Source organism: Sporosarcina sp. ZBG7A, from assembly GCF_000813425.1.
Taxonomy (GTDB): domain Bacteria; phylum Bacillota; class Bacilli; order Bacillales_A; family Planococcaceae; genus Sporosarcina.
The window spans coordinates 23760-42301 of record NZ_JWIB01000016.1 but is presented as its reverse complement, the minus strand read 5'-3'; the positions used below and the strand labels follow the sequence as shown (position 1 = coordinate 42301).

Annotated in this window: 17 protein-coding genes, 1 other RNA gene and 1 riboswitch; of the genes, 6 read left to right on the top strand and 12 right to left on the bottom strand. The window is 42.1% G+C overall.

Features of this window, described 5'->3' with window-relative positions:
• Positions 1–149 precede the first annotated feature (149 nt).
• Positions 150–1370: a carboxylate--amine ligase gene (locus RL70_RS07505; RefSeq protein ID WP_039042796.1), complete on the top strand. Its 1221-nt coding sequence runs from the start codon at positions 150–152 to the stop codon at positions 1368–1370.
• Positions 1371–1424: 54 nt separating this feature from the next.
• On the opposite strand, the gene RL70_RS07500 is transcribed toward RL70_RS07505, so the two are convergent.
• Positions 1425–2144 carry a YebC/PmpR family DNA-binding transcriptional regulator gene (locus tag RL70_RS07500; protein ID WP_039042795.1) on the bottom strand — a complete coding sequence of 240 codons (720 nt, stop codon included), beginning with the start codon at positions 2142–2144 and terminating at the stop codon, positions 1425–1427.
• Positions 2145–2310: 166 nt separating this feature from the next.
• Positions 2311–2416: riboswitch (TPP riboswitch) on the top strand.
• 79 nt (positions 2417–2495) lie between these two features.
• Between RL70_RS07500 and RL70_RS07495 the strand changes: the two genes are divergently transcribed.
• From RL70_RS07495 to RL70_RS07480, 4 genes are read left to right on the top strand one after another with little or no spacing between them, the layout of a single operon-like run.
• A complete protein-coding gene (locus RL70_RS07495) occupies positions 2496–3491 on the top strand; it encodes an ABC transporter substrate-binding protein (protein ID WP_039042794.1) in 996 nt (331 codons plus the stop codon).
• Between the two features lie 13 nt (positions 3492–3504).
• A complete protein-coding gene (locus RL70_RS07490; protein ID WP_039042793.1) occupies positions 3505–3795 on the top strand; it encodes an MTH1187 family thiamine-binding protein in 291 nt (96 codons plus the stop codon).
• Positions 3792–4577, top strand: coding sequence for an ABC transporter permease (locus tag RL70_RS07485; protein ID WP_039042792.1), 786 nt, complete (start codon positions 3792–3794; stop codon positions 4575–4577). Before RL70_RS07490 ends, RL70_RS07485 begins: the two co-directional genes overlap by 4 nt.
• Positions 4558–5292, top strand: a complete 735-nt coding sequence (locus RL70_RS07480; protein ID WP_039042791.1) for an ABC transporter ATP-binding protein — start codon at positions 4558–4560, stop codon at positions 5290–5292. The genes RL70_RS07485 and RL70_RS07480 overlap by 20 nt, the downstream gene beginning before the upstream one ends.
• Before the next feature lie 240 nt (positions 5293–5532).
• Here RL70_RS07480 and RL70_RS07475 read toward each other — a convergent pair whose 3' ends face one another.
• The 5 genes from RL70_RS07475 to RL70_RS07455 form a co-directional block, all read right to left on the bottom strand.
• Positions 5533–7257 carry an AAA family ATPase gene (locus RL70_RS07475; RefSeq protein WP_039042790.1) on the bottom strand — a complete coding sequence of 575 codons (1725 nt, stop codon included), beginning with the start codon at positions 7255–7257 and terminating at the stop codon, positions 5533–5535.
• 543 nt (positions 7258–7800) lie between these two features.
• Positions 7801–9663: an ABC transporter ATP-binding protein gene (locus RL70_RS07470; RefSeq protein ID WP_039042789.1), complete on the bottom strand. Its 1863-nt coding sequence runs from the start codon at positions 9661–9663 to the stop codon at positions 7801–7803.
• A complete protein-coding gene (locus tag RL70_RS07465; protein WP_039042788.1) occupies positions 9660–11384 on the bottom strand; it encodes an ABC transporter ATP-binding protein in 1725 nt (574 codons plus the stop codon). Before RL70_RS07465 ends, RL70_RS07470 begins: the two co-directional genes overlap by 4 nt.
• Before the next feature lie 28 nt (positions 11385–11412).
• Entirely contained in the window at positions 11413–12465 is a 1053-nt protein-coding gene (locus RL70_RS07460; RefSeq protein WP_082003355.1) for a cell wall metabolism sensor histidine kinase WalK, read from the bottom strand.
• Positions 12462–13139, bottom strand: a complete 678-nt coding sequence (locus RL70_RS07455) for a response regulator transcription factor (RefSeq protein ID WP_039042787.1) — start codon at positions 13137–13139, stop codon at positions 12462–12464. Before RL70_RS07455 ends, RL70_RS07460 begins: the two co-directional genes overlap by 4 nt.
• A gap of 191 nt (positions 13140–13330) precedes the next feature.
• On the opposite strand from RL70_RS07455, the gene ssrS reads away from it, so the two are divergent.
• A non-coding RNA gene (gene ssrS, locus RL70_RS17505) (6S RNA) lies at positions 13331–13520 on the top strand.
• A gap of 47 nt (positions 13521–13567) precedes the next feature.
• On the opposite strand, the gene RL70_RS07450 is transcribed toward ssrS, so the two are convergent.
• From RL70_RS07450 to RL70_RS07425, 6 genes are all read right to left on the bottom strand, one after another.
• Entirely contained in the window at positions 13568–13990 is a 423-nt protein-coding gene (locus tag RL70_RS07450) for a DinB family protein (protein WP_039042786.1), read from the bottom strand.
• A 27-nt stretch (positions 13991–14017) separates the two neighbouring features.
• Positions 14018–14527: a heme iron utilization protein gene (locus RL70_RS07445; RefSeq protein WP_039042785.1), complete on the bottom strand. Its 510-nt coding sequence runs from the start codon at positions 14525–14527 to the stop codon at positions 14018–14020.
• Between the two features lie 23 nt (positions 14528–14550).
• Complete coding sequence (locus RL70_RS07440; protein ID WP_039042784.1) at positions 14551–15330, bottom strand: ABC transporter ATP-binding protein; 780 nt, start codon at positions 15328–15330, stop codon at positions 14551–14553.
• A 1-nt stretch (position 15331) separates the two neighbouring features.
• On the bottom strand, positions 15332–16318 hold the full coding sequence (locus tag RL70_RS07435; protein WP_039042783.1) for an iron ABC transporter permease: 987 nt from the start codon (positions 16316–16318) through the stop codon (positions 15332–15334).
• 17 nt (positions 16319–16335) lie between these two features.
• Complete coding sequence (locus tag RL70_RS07430; RefSeq protein WP_052245842.1) at positions 16336–17328, bottom strand: ABC transporter substrate-binding protein; 993 nt, start codon at positions 17326–17328, stop codon at positions 16336–16338.
• Positions 17329–17672: 344 nt separating this feature from the next.
• Positions 17673–18485, bottom strand: a complete 813-nt coding sequence (locus tag RL70_RS07425; protein ID WP_231567249.1) for a Cof-type HAD-IIB family hydrolase — start codon at positions 18483–18485, stop codon at positions 17673–17675.
• Between the last annotated feature and the right edge of the window lie 57 nt (positions 18486–18542).

The window sequence follows — 18542 nt, the reverse complement described above, 5'->3', positions numbered from 1 at the left end:
TCATTTTTCTATTCCTTTTTTTATCCAGATTTAAACCTGATTAGGTACACTCCCGCGTAGGCTAACTGTTGTATACCAAAGTGTTTTCCATGTAATATAGAGATTAGGATTTTAGGAACGACAATTCCATCGAGATTTAGGAGGATACAATGAACACAAAAAAACTTCCATTCTTACCAATCATAGTTGGTACAGATATGAACGCATACAACATGGCGATTTCTTTTCACGAAGCCTACCATATCAATCCTGTATTGATCGGGAAAGAGCCGTTATCATTTACACAACTTAGTACAATTCCCTATAAAATCGAGCTCAATACAGAGCTATCTGACGAAGATAAGTTTGCTGACATTCTAATTAAAATTGCGGCTAAATATAAAGCTGAAGGGCGCGAACTATTGCTAGTAGGTACGAATGATTTGTATGTCCGGCTTATCATTGAACATGCAGATCAGTTAAAAGAGCACTTTACTTTCAATTATATCGACCGTGAGCTCATGGACAATTTACAGATCAAATCCCACTTTTATAAGTTGTGCAAAGAACATGGTATTGATACTCCATTAACATTCTTCTACGATTGCAAAGTGGATGGACCTTTCAAGGAAGACATGAATTATCCTGTAATCGTGAAGCCGAGTGATACTGTTGTCTATAACCAAAACAAGTTTGCCGGACAGCAAAAAGTGTACAAAGTGAACTCTCTGATTGAATTAAACGAAGTCATTGAAACGGTGAAGAAAAGTGGGTACAACGAAGAGCTGATTATTCAAGATTTCATCCCAGGTGATGATACATATATGTGGGATTCGGTTATCTATTCAAATTCAGCTGGACAAACCCAGCTCGTCACGTTTGCACAAGTTGTTTTGCAAGAACATACTGTGACTGCAATCGGAAACTACACAGCTGTGATTACACGATACAACGAAGAAATGATGTACAAGTTGAAAAACTTCTTAGAGGCTGTGGGCTATAGAGGCTTTGCGAACTTCGACTTGAAATATGACCCTCGCGATAAGAAATTCAAAGTTTTTGAAGTGAATATCCGCCAAGGTCGTTCTAGTTACTATACAACGGCTCTAGGACATAACATGGCAAGTTATTTTGTGGATGATTTGATCTACAACAAGCAAAAGCCACTAGTATTGCTCAACAAACCTTTCCTGTTCACAGTAGTTCCAAAGATTGTGCTAAAGAAGTTTGTAACGAACAAGGCAGTTAAGAGAGACATTAAACGTCTTTTGAAACAGAAGCAGTTTGTAAACCCGCTGTTCTACAAAGGGGACAAGCATTTGAAGCGGAAGCTTTATTTGTTCCTTAGACAAGTGAATTATTATAAAAAGTATAAGAACAATAATTGGTGACAACTAAAAAAGCGACAAGAGCGTTAGACCGCTCTTGTCGCTTTTTATTGTGTTTTATTCTCCAAGATCTACGTTGTGATAGACTTGTTGAACGTCTTCGAGGTCTTCGATTGCATCGATCATTTTTTCGAATTGCTCAACTGATGCCGCGTCAAGCTCGACATCGTTTTGTGCAAGCATAGTCAATTCAGCGACTGTGAAATCAGTGATTCCTTCAGCTTTAAACGCTTCTTGAACTTCGTGGAATGCTGTCGGATCTGCGTAAACTAGAACTTGCCCGTCTTCTTCGCTAATGTCATTGACATCCACGTCGTGTTCCATCATCAATTCAAGGACGTCATCTGCTGACTTCCCTTCAATTCCGAAAACAGCAGTGTGGTCGAACATGTATGCAACAGAACCACTCACACCCATGTTGCCTCCATTTTTACCGAACGCTGCGCGTACTTCTGATGCCGTCCGATTGACGTTATTCGTTAACGCATCGACGATGACCATCGATCCATTTGGTCCGAATCCTTCGTAGCGAAGCTCATCGTAGCTCTCTTCTCCGCCACCTTTAGCTTTTTCAATTGCACGTTCAATAATTGTTTTCGGTACACTATATGTTTTTGCACGTTCTAAAACGATTTTAAGAGCTTGGTTCGATTCCGGATCCGGCTCCCCTTGCTTTGCTGCTACATATATTTCGCGACCGAATTTTGCATAGATCCGGCTCGTGTTGGCATCTTTTGACGCTTTCTTCTCTTTAATATTATTCCACTTACGGCCCATTTTGACCACTCACTTTCTGTTTGGATGAATCAGAGTAGAAAATCCTTTTCTTAGTATATCATGACTAAATTCATTGCGGAAAGTAAAAAACGCTGAAACTATGAGACTTGCTACTTACAGAAAAGTATGGCAAAGTAATAAGTGAACACCATACAACTTCATCACTGACAATATGTAGGGGTACCGGAGAACCGGTTGAGATGCATGCGACATGCAGACCCTTTGAACCTGATCTGGGTAACGCCAGCGGAGGGAACATATTCATTCCATAATGATTATGTGACGCGTACTTCCGAAAATCGGGAGTGCGCGTTTTTTTGTTGCAGTGTGAAACTCCAGGAGGGAATTTCATTGAAACGAATACTCACAGTTCTGTTTGCTGCATCGCTTCTCACAGCTTGCGGAGCAGAAAACGAACCAAGCTCGTCAAGTGGAGACGACAAAGAAGCTATCCAAAAAGTCCATTTCGCGCTCGATTGGACACCAAATACGAATCATACTGGTTTGTATGTAGCTCAAGAAAAAGGATACTTTAAAGATGAAGGACTGGATGTAGAAATCATGCTTCCGGGCGAAGCTGGTGCTGATCAGCTCGTAGCATCAGGAAAAGCTGATTTTGGAATCGGTGCACAGGAAGCACTCACAGAAGCACGTGCGGCAGGTATTCCAATCGTTTCGATTGCTGCAATCATCCAACACAATACGTCTGGATTTGCTTCCTTAAAAGAGGCAGGCATAGAATCGCCGAAAGACTTCGAAGGGAAAAATTATGGCGGTTGGGGTGCTCCTGTTGAGCAAGCTGTCGTTAAATCCCTGATGGAAAAAGATAACGCCGACAGCAGTAAAGTAAAGTATATCAACATGGGTTCTTCTGATTTCTTCACAGCGATTCAACGTGATATCGACCTTGCCTGGGTATACTATGGCTGGACAGGCATCGAAGCCGAACAACGTGGAATGGAACTGAACATGCAATATTTGAAGGACTACTCAGAGAATCTGGATTACTATACACCCGTCATTACTACAAATGAAAAACTCATTGCAAAAGATCCCGAGAAGGTGGAAGCCTTTGTTGCAGCTGCTGTAAAAGGGTACCAGTTTGCAATTGATCATCCTGAAGAAGCTGCAGATATCTTAATAAAAGCTGTCCCTGATTTAGATCCAGAGCTCGTCAAAAAAAGTCAGCAATGGCTTTCCCCTAAATATCAGGATGACGCACCTCGCTTCGGTGAACAACAACTGAAAACATGGGAAAATTACGCGCAGTGGATGGATGAGAACAACTTGCTTGAAGGCGAATTCAACGCAAAAGATGCATTTACAAACGAGTTTTTACCAAACTAAGGAGGAAATGAAAATGGCGAATGCACTTGTTAGTATTCAAATAATACCAAAGACCCCAAACGGTGAAGATGTCATTCCGTATGTAGATGCGGCGATTGAAGTGATCGAACAATCTGGTGTTCCTTATCGGGTCGCACCACTTGAAACGACGATGGAAGGCGAACTTGGAAACTTGCTCAGCATTATTGAAAAAATGAACACTCGTATGACTGAATTAGGAGCATCAAGTGTCATTTCCCAAGTGAAAATCTACAGCAATCCTGAAGGTGCTTCTATGGAAAAGCTAACGGAGAAATACAGATGAAATCGGCAGTAAATAAAGGATGGCGGCCGCTTCTGGTCTTCATCCTTTTACTCGTTATGTGGGAAGGCGCTGCTCGGCTTTTCGATGTGCCCGCTTGGCTTCTTCCTTTACCTACTCAAATTGCTGAAGAGGCATTCACCGGCTATTCATTGTATGTCTCTCATATTATGTCCACAATCACTCTTTCAGCAACTGGCTATCTTGTCGGAATTACTGTAGGAATTGTTGTAGCCATACTGTTATTTCGGATCCCATTTCTTCAGCAAGCCTTTTATCCGCTCCTGATTTTGTCGCAAAACATTCCGGTGATTGTACTCGCTCCACTTCTCGTCATTTGGTTCGGGTTCGGGATGCTTCCGAAAGTCATCGTCATCGTTCTCGTCTGTTTTTTCCCAGTAACGATTGCTGCACTGGATGGATTCAGACAAACAGATCGAGACATGTTGTACTACTTAAAGATGATTGGCGCAAGCAATCGCCAGATTTTCTGGAAATTGCAATGGCCACACTCATTGCCTTCACTGTTTTCAGGACTAAAAATCGCAGCAACCTACAGTGTTATGGGGGCTGTCATTTCTGAATGGCTCGGTGCGAACAAAGGAATTGGTGTCTATATGACACTCGCTTCTTCTTCGTTCAAAACGGACCGTGTTTTTGTTGCCATTGTACTGATCATGATTTTGAGTTTAACGTATTTCGGAATTATTTTAGCTGTCGAAAAAAGCGTCCTACGTTGGCGAAGTCAAGGAGGGAAAGAATCGGATGGGTCAACTCACTCTTGAAAATCTATCAAAATCATATGGTCTAAACCATGTTCTTCAAGACATTACATTGTCCGTGAAAGAAGGCGAGTTCGTCTCTATTGTGGGTCCTTCAGGAAGCGGGAAAAGCACGATTTTCCAGCTCATTGGTGGACTTTACACACCTGATTCTGGCACAATTTCTCTTGACGGTTCTGTTCTGAATAATTCCCGTGGATATATTAGTTATATGCCACAAAGTCCAGCGCTTTTTCCTTGGAGGACTGTATTACAAAATGTTGAGTTAAGTGCGGAAATTGCAGGCACCAAACAAGACCGTACTAAAACGCTGGAACTCATTAAAAGCGCAGGTTTGTCCGGTTACGAAGATGCCTATCCTAATGAGCTTTCCGGTGGTATGAAACAGCGCGTATCTTTCATCCGTAGTTTAAATGCCCCACAATCGATAATTTGCTTGGACGAACCTTTTTCAGCGTTAGATGAATTCACACGTCTTGAAATGCAGCAGTGGCTCTTATCTATTTGGGAAACGTACAAAAAGTCGATTCTTTTCATTACACACGATATCGACGAAGCCCTTTTTCTATCTGACCGGATTATCGTCCTATCTGACAAACCTGCCGTTGTGAAAAAAGAAATCACCGTTCCTTTTGATAGACCCCGTTCTGAGGAATTATTGCTGAGTGACCCATTCCTCACTCTGAAAAGGGAAATCTATAATCTGTTACGCAGTTAGTTACTTGGGATTCTCTTACAGGTTTAAATACCCCCTCAACATGGGAAAAGAGGGGTATAACTTCTTTTAAGGAGCGAAGCATATGAAAATTACTAAAGTCGTTAAGACAGCTGTTAAATGGGGACCAATTATTTTACCGGTCGTTATGAAATTCGTAAATGATAAAAAGCACAGTGATAAGATTCCTAACCGAAAAAGATAAAAGAGGGCAAGCCATATAATTGGCCGCCCTCTTCTTTATTACGAACTTGGAACGAGTTCTTTTTTCACACCGCACACAATCTCATGCACTTCAGAACCGTCCAATGTTTCTTTTGTATATAATTCATTGACCAAATGCTCGAACTGGCTAGCATGGCCACGTATCAATTCTTCAGTCCGCTCAACAGCGACAGTAAAGAGTTCTTGCATCTTGATTTCTTTGTCGGTTTTACTGAACGTCAACGTGAACCCATCTTGAAGTAACCCCGTGTCGACCATCCGTTCAATAATATCTTTTGCCTGTTGAACGTCTCCACTTACACCAATACTATGTTCTCCCAGGTAGATACGTTCTGCTATACCACCGCCAAGAATCATACTGACTTGGTCAAGGAGTTCACTTGCAGTTTGTAAATGCAGTTCTTTTTGAATTGGCGCAACGTAACCAAGCGCTTGCCCTCTTGGTATAATCGTTGCTTTTCGCACTGAATGTGGTTTTGTAATCGCAGCGATTAATGCGTGACCAGATTCATGAATTGCAACACGTCGTTTAGTCAATGGATCATTCATGCTCCTGGACGCATTGCCAAGAATGGTCCGGTCAATCGCAAAATCCATATCACTCGTGACTATTTCAGCACGCCCTTCACGAATCGCTCGTTTACTTGCCGTTGTAAAGAGTGCACTTATTTGTGCACCTGAAAAGCCTGATGTACTTTCTGCCAACATGTCTAGTGACGCAAACACGTTAGGTGCCAATGCCTTCCCTTTAATATGGATGTCCATAATTTCTCGACGCCCTTGTGTATCAGGGAGAGGAACTTGGAACGAATAATCGATGCGTCCAGGTCGTAAGAAGGCTTCATCCAACATATCTTTCCGATTTGTTGCAGCAATGAACAAAACTCCTTCATTATCCGCCCCGCCATCCAGTTGGACAAGAAGCTCAGTCAACGTTTTCTCAGACTCTTCTCCACCGTGAGCTTTTCTTTTTCCAGCAAGCGCATCCACTTCGTCAATGAAAATGACTGCCATCTCCTGCTTTCGTGCATTTTGGAACATGGTACGGATTCGAGATGCCCCTACACCGACAAAGAGCTCAGTAAATGCAGCACCACTTGAAGAATAGAACGAAGCACCGATTTCATGTGCAATTGCCTGGGCTAGTAAAGTTTTACCAGTTCCGGGTGGTCCTTCGAGCAAGATTCCTTTCGGTGCTTTCACACCAAGTGCTTCCGATCGTTTCGGGTCTTTAATGATATCCAGTGTTTGGTGGATTTCGTCTTTCATTTCTTGTGACAGTCCTCCGATATCATTCAAGGTAATGTCCGGAAGAGGAGTTTCTTTCGATGCGCTATGTTTCATAGAAGCTGCGCCTACACCCAGTTTTCCTTTTTGTTGAAGAATAAGTAACGTGAGAAGCGCAGCTAACAGTAACCCTGCAATTAGGTAACTGGATGCATTTCCACCTGAATACGTATACGAAACGTTATATGTCTTAACAAGCTGTTCTGCAAGTTCACTTTCGGGACGTACATTTGTAACATATAGGCCATTCGCTGTTTTTAAATAGAGAGATCCCGATGAGGTTTCTTTTAACGTCGCACTATCTGCTGCTGCAAGCTTCTGCTCTAACGCAGGGTATGACAGCGGAGTCGCGCGATGAGCATCACTCGTTATCCATAACAGAAAAGATGCTGTGCCAATGACTAGGAGGGACAGGACGATAAATGTTTTTGAAGTAAACGACTTGAATGACTTCAAATTCCCCAGCTCCTTAAATAAGATATCTCCATTATAGGGAGTCTTTTTATAAAAAGACAATAAGTTATCTTACAATTTCTTGTCTATCTCGTGAACGGTATATTGCACAAATGATAGAATCCATCGCAGTGGTCTTACTAAATAATCTTCAACAAAAATACATAAAACGATTTGGTAAAGCCATATTAACAATGAACGACATAACAACAACTAGGGAGGTTTTAGTATCACAAAAGAAGTCCGAAAAGGTGCAAACGGAAACTTTCAAACACTCTCCACGGCAGAGGAAAAATCAAACAAAACAATCAAAAAAATGAAAGAAGAAATTTCACTAGAGTTATCTGAGCTCGGAAATCTAAAACCAAAACACGAGCCGATGACGCCTAACCAACGGGACAAATCAGAAAGAGATAGATCCTATTGATGGAGTAAGTAAAAAGAAAACCAGCGCCTATAATTGACAGGCGCTGGTTTTACTTATGAAAAAATAGCTGGCAGATTACATTGAGATTAAGCTAACTTTCTTTAACAACAGCTCCAACCTCATACCGCAGGATTCGATGAAAACTGGCTATTGTAGAGGTCTGCATAGAAGCCATCTGTTTCCAACAACTCATCGTGCGTACCTTGTTCAATCACACGTCCTTCATCCATCACCAAAATGAGATTAGCATCTCTAATAGTTGAAAGTCTGTGTGCAATGACAAAGCTTGTGCGCCCTTCCATTAACCGATTCATCGCTTGTTGAATGAGTAACTCTGTTCGCGTATCGACACTTGAGGTCGCCTCATCCAAAATCATAATCGATGGGTTCGCTAAGACTGCCCGGGCAATTGTGATCAGCTGTTTTTGTCCTTGAGAGATGTTGGATACCCCTTCGTTCAGAATCGTGTCATAGCCGTCAGGGAGGGTCCGGATGAAGTGATCCGCTCGCGCAGCAATTGCAGCTTCAAGAATCTCTTCTTCAGTTGCTTCCTTCTTGCCATACGCGATATTTTCTTTAATCGTTCCATTGAATAACCAAGTATCCTGCAAAACCATTCCAAACGTTGTACGGAGATCCGTTCTAGACATCTCTCGTGTATCAATACCATCGATTTTAATTGCGCCACCATTCAACTCATAGAAACGCATCAGTAAATTGATTAACGTTGTTTTACCAGCACCCGTAGGACCGACAATTGCTACGGTTTGACCAGGTTGTACGTGAATGTTCATGTCTTCGATTAATAACTGATCGCCATATCCGAAATCGACATGTTCAAACTCCACCTCACCTTTGGCTTCTTTCAAAGTCGCAGTCGTAACTTCCGGAATTTCTTCTTCTTCATCCAACAATTCAAACACACGCTCTGCTGCTGCAACGGTGGACTGAATGATGTTAGCAATGTTCGCAGTTTGCATGATTGGTTGTGAAAATTGACGAGTATACGTGATGAACGCTTGAATATCACCAATGGAGATTGCGCGTTGTGTAACCAGGATTCCACCTACAATACAGATCAGCACATATCCTAGGTTTCCGATCAGTGACATCATCGGCATGATGATTCCGGAGATGAATTGTGCTCGACGCCCTGCATCATATAACTCCTCATTCACTTCAACAAATTCTTCAATCGCCTTTTTTTCGTGTCCGAACACTTTCACCACTTGATGGCCAGTGTACATTTCTTCAATATGACCATTCAGTTGCCCCAATGTCCGCTGTTGCTTTGCAAAATACGTTTGCGAACGCTTTATAAGTGGTCGAATGACAAAAATAGAAAGCGGTAGACTGACGAGTGCGATCAACGTCAACCATGGACTAATCGTTAGCATCATCACAAGTATTCCGACCAATGTGATAATCGATGTGATGAATTGCGTAATACTTTGTTGTAACGTACTTCCAATCGTGTCAATATCATTTGTCACACGACTCAATGTGTCCCCAACTGGGTGTCCATCAAAATATTTGAGAGGTAGTTTTTCCAGTTTATGATTCACATCTTCCCGTAAATCATAAACCGTTTTTTGCGATACACTCGACATGATGAACTGTTGTAAGTAAGTGAACACACTACTGAATACGTATAGACCAGCTAACAAAAGTAATATCTTCCCGAGTACATCAAAGTGAATCATAGCTCCAGGAACACCTGTAAGTTTTCCGTAGGCACCTGTAAAGATTTCTGTAATGGCATTCCCCATTATTTTTGGACCAGCAATACTAAATAACGTACTAAGGATGGTTGCGATGAACACAGCAATCAGTTGATTTCTACGAGGTTTTAAATACCCTAGCAGACGGCGTAATGTTCCTTTGAAGTCCTTGGCTTTTTTCCCAGCCATCATCATGTTTCCTCCGCCATGGCCACCCATAGGGCCTCCTCCACGTGCGGGTTGTTGTCTCTTCTCACTCATGCGATTTCCTCCTCTGCAAGTTGAGATTCGACAATTTCACGATACACGTCATTCGTTTCAAGAAGCTCTTTGTGTGTACCTACTCCAGCGAGTTGGCCACGATCCAATACAAGTATTTGGTCGGCATCGATGACCGTACTGACACGTTGGGCAACAATCACAACTGTCGCTTCTTTCGTTTCCTCTTTTAACGCTGCTCGTAAATTGGCATCTGTTTTATAGTCCAGCGCTGAAAAACTATCGTCAAATATATAGATATCTGGTTTCCGGATGAGTGCCCGTGCAATGGACAACCGCTGTTTCTGTCCACCTGACACGTTCGATCCACCATGTGTGATTTCAGATTCATATCCCTTTTCCATTTTGACAACGAAATCTTCCGCTTGCGCAATACGCGCTGCATGTTCAATTTCTTCTTTTGTTGCCTCTTCTTTTCCAAAGCGTATATTCTCTTCTATCGTCCCAGAGAATAGCGTCGCTTTTTGAGGAACGAAGCCAATCTTCGAACGAATCTCTTCTTGAGAAGATTCTTTACTATTGACTCCGTTGATACAAATCGAACCGCTTGATACTTCGTAAAACCGTGGAATCAGATTAACCAATGTCGTTTTCCCAGCACCAGTACCTCCGATGATTGCTGTCACTTCTCCGGCTCTTGCTTTAAAACTAATGTCCGACAATGCAGGTTCATCCGCACCTGGATAATAGAATGATACTTGGTCGAATTCCAATGTTCCCGGTTCTTTATCTGCTTTCAGAGAACCTTCATCCAAGAAAGTCGGCTCCATTTCCAGCACTTCGTTTATCCGTTTCGCTGAAACCGCTGCACGAGGAATCATAATGAACATCATCGAAGCTGTCACGAGTGAGAACATGATCATCATGACATATTGGATGAATGCCATTAAATCACCGATTTTCATCCCCCCACTGTCAATGCGCATTCCACCGAACCAAATGATCCCTACAACAGTCAAGTTCATGACGAGCATCATCGTCGGCATCATGAATGCCATCAATTTGTTCACTTTAATAGAGACATCCGTTAACTCCTTATTTGCATTTTGAAGGCGCTGTTGCTCTTCTTTCTCACGATTGAATGTACGGACTACCCGGATTCCCGTTAAGTTTTCCCGGAAAACCAAGTTCAGACGATCGAGCCTCTTTTGTACGGTTTGGAATAACGGAACTCCTTTTTTCAGTATTAACACGATTGTCAAAATCAGCACCGGCATGATTGCTACGATAACAAGAGACAATTTCGCATCTTTCGAAAGGGCCATAATCAGACCACCGACTAACATGATTGGTGCACTGATGACCATGCGTAGCATCATAATAACCACTTGCTGAATTTGCGTAATATCGTTCGTCGTTCTAGTGATCAAAGACGCTGTTCCAAGTTTGTCAAACTCTTGTAGTGAAAAACTTTCAACGTGACGGAATACTTTGTGTCGAATGTCCCGACCCATCCCAAGCGCAGCTTTTGATGAAAAATAACTAGCAACAATCGCAGCCAGTGCGCTTACTGCAGTGACACCGAGCATGGCAGCACCGATTTTCCAAATATACGGAATATCCCCTACGACCACGCCTTTATCGATAATGTCCGCCATCAGCGTTGGGAGGAACAAATCCGCCATAGATTGGATGAAAACCAATCCAACAATCGCTACAACGAGCCACTTATATACAGATAAATTTTTCAATAATTTTATCATACTACTGACTCCTTACTTCATTTTCTAGTTACCCATTTGAAATTGGTAAGTGAATGGTGAAGACAGTTCCTTCATCAGTCTCACTTTCCACCATAATCGAGCCTTCGTGCATATCAATGATTTTCTTTACAATGGACAAACCTAATCCACTCCCACCAAGAGCTCGATTTCTGGATGGATCCACTTTATAAAAACGTTCAAAGATGTGCTCTTGATGATCCGAACTAATTCCGATACCAGTGTCTGAAATCCTCACTTCTGCAACTTCATTTTGTTTACGAAGCTTGACTGCAAGCATTCCTCCATCTGGCGTAAATTTAATGCTATTCGTAATGAGGTTCAGCCATACTTGATCCATTAGCTCTTCGTCTGCATGCACTTCGAATTCATCTAACGAAATGTCCAATTGAAGCGACTTCGCCACCCATTGCGGCTCACACGATAAGAGAACTTTTCGGATTTGCTTATCCAATCGATAAGTTTTCAATTCAAAAGGATATCTATCCGACTCCATGGAGGTTAGCTTGAGTAGATTATCACTCAAATGACCAAGCCGTAAGCTTTCCGTTTCAATGATATTCAAATAATGATTTCGCTCTTCCGCAGTCAATTCACTTCTCTTCAACACCCTTGCAAATCCACTTATGGAAGCGAGTGGAGATTGGATTTCATGAGAAACATTGGAGATGAATTCTTGCCGCATCTCCTCTAGCTCTTTCAGTTCCACTGCCATATCATTAATGCCTTCCACAAACTTTTCAAAAGGATGATTTTTCGCATGACCAAACTGGTGATTCAGTCGAACATTAAAATCACCTGCTGAGATTCTTTTCATCGCATCGATGATCGATGTGAGAAATTCCATACGCCGTGATACACCCGCTAACGAGACGAGCCAGATCGTGAGGAAGAATAAAAGAATTGTGAGGATTGTTTTTATAAAGCCCTCACTAAAATCAGTTAAGTGGAAGTTCAATGCATCACTGATGTATCGAAATCCGAAGTTCACGAGTGCTGAGTAGATAAAAACCAGTACCCAAAACGAGCAAACTACTTTGAGGATATGAATGGCTTTTTTCATGTGATTGCCTCTAAGCGATATCCCAATCCACGGACAGTTGTAATTTTTAAATCAGTTTCGAGCGAGGTAGGAAGTCGCTCTCGCAAACGATTAATATGAACGTCCACGGTCCGATCCGTTCCTTCATAGTCATATCCCCATATCGTTTCGATCAACTGCTCCCTAGAGAATGTTTTACCTGGATAACTTGCCAACAAAAAAAGTAATTCAAATTCCTTAAGTGGAAGTTCCAAACTTTCTCCAGCTAGTTCCACTTCGAAGGTTTTTCGATTCATGGATAGACTTCCCACGATTACAGTTTGCGAAATCGCGATTCGATAACGTTTAAGTAATGCTTTGACCCGCGCGACCAACTCAACAGGTTCAAAGGGCTTGACGAGATAATCGTCTGTTCCTAGTTCGAACCCTTTCACTTTTTGTGTCGTATCCCCTTTTGCAGTAAGCATGAGCAACGGCATGTCATATGATTTACGTAATTCACGACACAGCTCCCAGCCATCCATATTCGGCATCATGATGTCCAAGACAACCAAGTCCGCCTTGAATGACTCAAGCTTCGATAACGCTTCTAACCCGTCGCACGCAGTGGCCACTTCAAATCCTTCAGGAAGTAAAAAGAGTTTGACGAGCTCCCTCATATGCGGGTCATCGTCTACAATTAACACCTTAGCCATAGCACAATCACTCCTTCGCATTCATCCGCTGCTGATAAAAACAATTCACATCCGCTCACATGATTTTATAATAGTACACAATTGTAAACTCAGTATAAACTTATTAAAACTTATCTTCCCTATTCTTATCTCCTACACCCGCGCACAAACATTTCCATTGCATTTCGGCTCATGTAGCAGTAAGATAAGTACATAAGCTGCATTGTTCGTATTCCCATAAAGTTTTAACCTTTAAGCTGTAAAAGGGAGTTTTATATAGGCTGGGAATGACACGCCGATCATTTATGGTCGGACAGACAGGAACAGTTCTGCGAACACCCACTTTGAGGAGTGGTGGTTTAAAACTTTCTATGAACCGTAATACGGCAAAGGCGGCCATAACGAAAACGCACCTTCCCATGTGGAAGATGCGTTTTTTTTGTTGTGCTTTATTTGTTTGAGCCATGTTTCTGTATCAAAGAAATCTGCCCTGCATGCATCCCTGTATGGTACATGAGACGTCCTACTGCCTCCAGAGGTGAAGAAGAACCCATTGGAGATTCCACTGGAGTTCCCCATTGGTCTTCGGGAAGTTCTTGCATCGCTTGGACTAAATGTGCATTGGAAGCTGCCAGTAACTCCACAAGGTCCTGTAACGATTCTGATGAAGTTTGTGCAGGATATTCAGGTTTTGTTTTGCCGAAGAACCACTCTGCAAACATATATTCAACTTCAGCCGTATGATAAAGGAGCCCACGGATGGAAGACTTACCTAGTGTAAGATTAAGATCTGATTCCGGCAATGCTGACGTCGTTTTTGTAAAGCGTTGTCGCAGTGCCTCCCAAATTGGGAGTACAGTCGTGTAAAACATATAGTAATTCTCCTTTTGGTTATAGACTCAGACGTTTGCCTTGTTCTTTTTGTCGACAACTACGTGTGTGAAGACCTCACCTGAGATGTCCGCATCGAAAGCCATTCCAAATCCAACGACATAACGTCCCATTGACGGTGTCAGTTCGAATAGTGAGAAGTCGAGTCCGCGAAGCACATCCAGCAATTTTGAATCGAACTGTGCATTGAAAAGCTCGAATATCTCATCGTGTCCAGCGTTTCCAATATTTTTCGGTGTGCAACGCATTCGCATGCGTTCAGTTGCAAATGGATTTTTAGTCGTAGACTCATCCGCAATCATCATTGCATCGATCCACTCACTATTCTCCATATGGTAATAATGCTCTGCAACTTGGCTTATGTAAATGTACAACTTGCCGTCTTTCTTCACAAATGGAGCACAACTTGTAAACGGTTTCCCTTCTCCGTCTAACATAGATAAGACAAGCCCTTTACGTATCTCCATAAATTCCAAATAAGACTTTTTGTATTTTTCTAGGTCGATTGCTTTCGCCATGTCGCATTCCTCCAGTAATTTAATTATCGTGCTGTCCGTAATAAATGAATACGGGGTTTTCGTTCTGCATGATTGTACATCACTTCAGAATCCATTCTATACACTTCCCGGATCATCTCTGTTGTCATAACCTGATCCGGTGTACCGCACATCGCCTTTTCACCACTTTGTACGACGATAACTCGATCGCTATAATGGGCCGCCTGGTTTAAATCATGCAACACCATGATGACAGTCATGCCCATTTCCTCATTGAGTTCGCGCACAAGTTCTAGAACCTCGTGTTGATGGGAGATGTCTAGGTACGTCGTAGGTTCATCCAATAGAAGGATTTGAGGTCGTTGTGCGAGTGCCATTGCAATCCATGCGCGCTGCGACTCTCCCCCTGAAAGGGACGCGACAGTTCGTTCTTGGTAATCCGTTAAATGAGTTCTTTCTATCGCCCACTCGATAATGTCCCGGTCATCGTTAGTCAATTTTTCAAACCAACGCTTATGTGGATACCTCCCATATGAAACAAGATCGTATACCGTCATATCACTTGGTGCCTGATTTTTTTGACTAAGCATACACAACTTGCGGGCAATTTGTTTGGGATTCATCGCCTTCATGTTCATGCCACCCAGTTCCACCGAACCAGATTGGTAGGGTATTTGGCGAGAAATAGATTTGAGTAACGTCGACTTCCCAGATCCGTTTGGGCCGATAATCGATACGACTTCTCCTTCTTCTACACTAAATGAGAAATCGTTAATTACCTTTTTCTGTTCATATTGAATTGAAATTGAGTTTACCGTTAACATATTAAAATACACTCCTTCTCATCAAATAAAGAAAATAAGGTCCTCCGATTACCGCCATTAGAATCCCTGCTGGAATTTCAAGTGGCGAAAACAATGTTCGGCCACCTGTATCCGCCACTAACAACACTAATGCACCAAGAGCCATGCTCATCGGCATCATATACTTGTAATTGGAGCCGACTAAAAATCTGGCCATATGCGGAACAATGAGTCCGACAAATCCAATCATTCCAATTGCCGCAACAGAAATGGCCGCTAAAAAAACTGCTAAGATGGAAAGGAGAATCCGGATACGATTGACGTTTTCACCTAAGTTAGCGGCGACTTGATCTCCCATTCGAATCACATTTGCTTTTCTGATGGCAAAGAAGGATAAAATCCAACCAACGATTGCGTAAGGAAGAATCATGGAGACGACTGAATTCCCCTTTGCTGCTAAACTTCCATTCATCCACTGGACGGCAGAAGGAAGTCGGTCGCTGTAAATAATCGACAGATAACCGACCACTCCACCGCATAATGCATTGACCGCCACTCCAGCTAAGATAATTGAAATAGGTGAAATCCCGTTTCTTCGCCAGGCTAGCGCATAGACTATCGTTGCTGCCAACAACCCGCCAATGAGCGCAGCGAGCGGCATGAACTGGGTGTACTCAGGTTTCGCCAACATAATGACTAGGACAAAAACTGCCGCTCCACTTGTAACTCCTGTAAGTCCTGGATCTGCAAGTGGATTTCCCATGACAGCTTGCAAGATTGCCCCGGAGATCGCGATATTCGCCCCGATGATCAAAGCCAAAATCACACGTGGCAATCGAATATTGAAAATAATCGTGTCGTTTACGTTGCCAGCCGTTGAGTGAAAGAGTGTCTCTAAAATATCAGGTACTGAGATTCGAATACTTCCTAATCCGATCGCGATCACCGCTGCCGCAATTGCTAGAAGAAACGTAATGACAACAATGAGTCCGCTTCGTGATTTAGTCATACAACGCTCGCCTCTCTTCATTCATAAAAATAATTTGAGATATCGGTAAGCGCCTTTTCTGCATTTTTAATAGACGTGACACCAAACACTCCGTAGTCCAATACTTCAATTTTGTCGTTCTGATAAGCAGAAAGCTTAGTCCACGTATCATTGCTCTCTACTTCTTTTTTGAAGGCGTCTTCAGAAGCACCATGATCTCCTGAAGCTAGTACGAGGATGATGTCAGGATCTGCGACGACAACGTCTTCCATATTAATTGGTGAATAACGATCTTTCACTTTCAAAACAGATGTCGCGATATTGTCAGCACCCAATTTTTTCACTAAGCTTCCAACATATGATTCATCATTCATGACCATGAACGAATCCGCAGTACCGATAACAAGTAATACACTAGGTAAGTCTTTACCTTTTCCTTGCTCTACTAATTCGTTCTCTTTAGATACTAATTGGTTAAGGACTTTGTCCATTTCATCTGTCTTATCAAAGTATGTTCCTAGTGCTTTGAAACTGAGTTTCAAATCATCGAACGAATCGGTTGGAAGATAAGCTGTTGGTAGATTCATGCCTTCCAAGCTTTTGTCTAACGTGCTACGCAATGACTCTGCCCCTAAGATTAAATCAGGCGTCAAACTCGTAACCACTTCAAGATCCGGCTGCATAGGAGATCCGATTTGATCGATCTTTTCAAAGTTTGCCGGTAGTGGGTTTGTTGAAGTTGGCACGCCTACTGGTGTTACATCTAGTAAATCAAGCATCTCTGCTAATGGCACAGATGTCGTAATAATCCGTTCAGGTGAACCTTCAGGGAATTCGGCAAGTGTATCTTTTAGTTCTTTTTCATCCACACCGTCAGCCGTTTTCGTATCCGTTTTCGTATCCGCTTTCTCTACTTGCTCAGTGTCACTCGCTACTGGTGTTTCTTTTTTAACTTCTTCTTTCTCTGTTGGTCCACATGCAGTTAAGACTACAAGCAACCCAATTGATAATCCAGTTAAGATCTTTCTCAATTTAGTTCCCCCTAAATATGTATTAGTACAAGGTTTTACAATTCTCTTGAATGTTTAATTGAGAATGAATTTCATTTTCAATGATAACCATTCTCATCGATAAATGTCAAACTATTTTTTAATACCTCGTATTTTTAGAACTTATGGGGCATTTCCAAGATGATAAGTAGCAAGAATAATGATTCCTAACTCACTAGATGAGTTACATGGATTTAACTACAAAGAATCTAGATATAGTTTTAAAGTGAACGCAAAAAACCCGCTATCTTTGTGGAACAATAGCAGGTGAATTTCCTATAGTCGTTAAGTTTTAAGGTTCAAAGCAAAAGATGCTATACAAACTTTTAGTGATTTTTGTGCAAAGAAACTTCCGCTTCTTCTAACAATCCACAAGCAAGTAAGCCTTTTAATATGCCGTCGTTTGAACATGTATCAGTTACAAGATCTGCCTTTTCCTTTAACTCTGGAATTGCATTCCCCATCGCGATTCCTGTGCCAACGAATTCAATCATTTCAAAATCATTCGGCCCATCCCCGAATGCGTAACTATTTTCAACAGGAATATCAAGGTGTTCCATCAATTTACGAATACCAACTGCTTTTGATGCGCCTTTTGGCAACATGTCCACCGCATTTTCATCCCAGTGAATAAAGACATAATCCTCTTGATAGCGATCTTTGTAAGACTGCATATCATCCATATTGCCGTACAACTGAATTTGGTGAACAGGTGAATGAGCGAAGATTTCTTCATCCACTTCCGGATACTTCAGCTTCAGTCGACCTAGACTTCCAGCAACGAGTGGATGTTCAGCTGCATTCGCGGCGAACACTTCCGAATTGGAGTACGTAATGCCATGTCCATTTTCTTTCGCAAGCGCACTCAGTTCTGTCAGAATGTCCGTGTTCATCGGATTGGAGAATAATTCGTTGCTTTCATATACAACATGTTGGCCGTTCATAGAAACATACGAATCGAATTCTAATTCAGTCAGTAGTTCCTGGAACATTCTTGGGGCGCGTCCTGTACAAATGACAGTAATGACTCCTTTTTCACGAAGTGCATGCAATGCTTCTTTTGTTGACGGCAAGATGGTTTTGTCATGACTCATTAATGTACCATCCAAATCAAAAAATACGATTTTTTTATTGGTCAATTCCATTCCTCCTAGCGAACTTGAACTGAATATAATCTTGCACAATTCAAGCACATA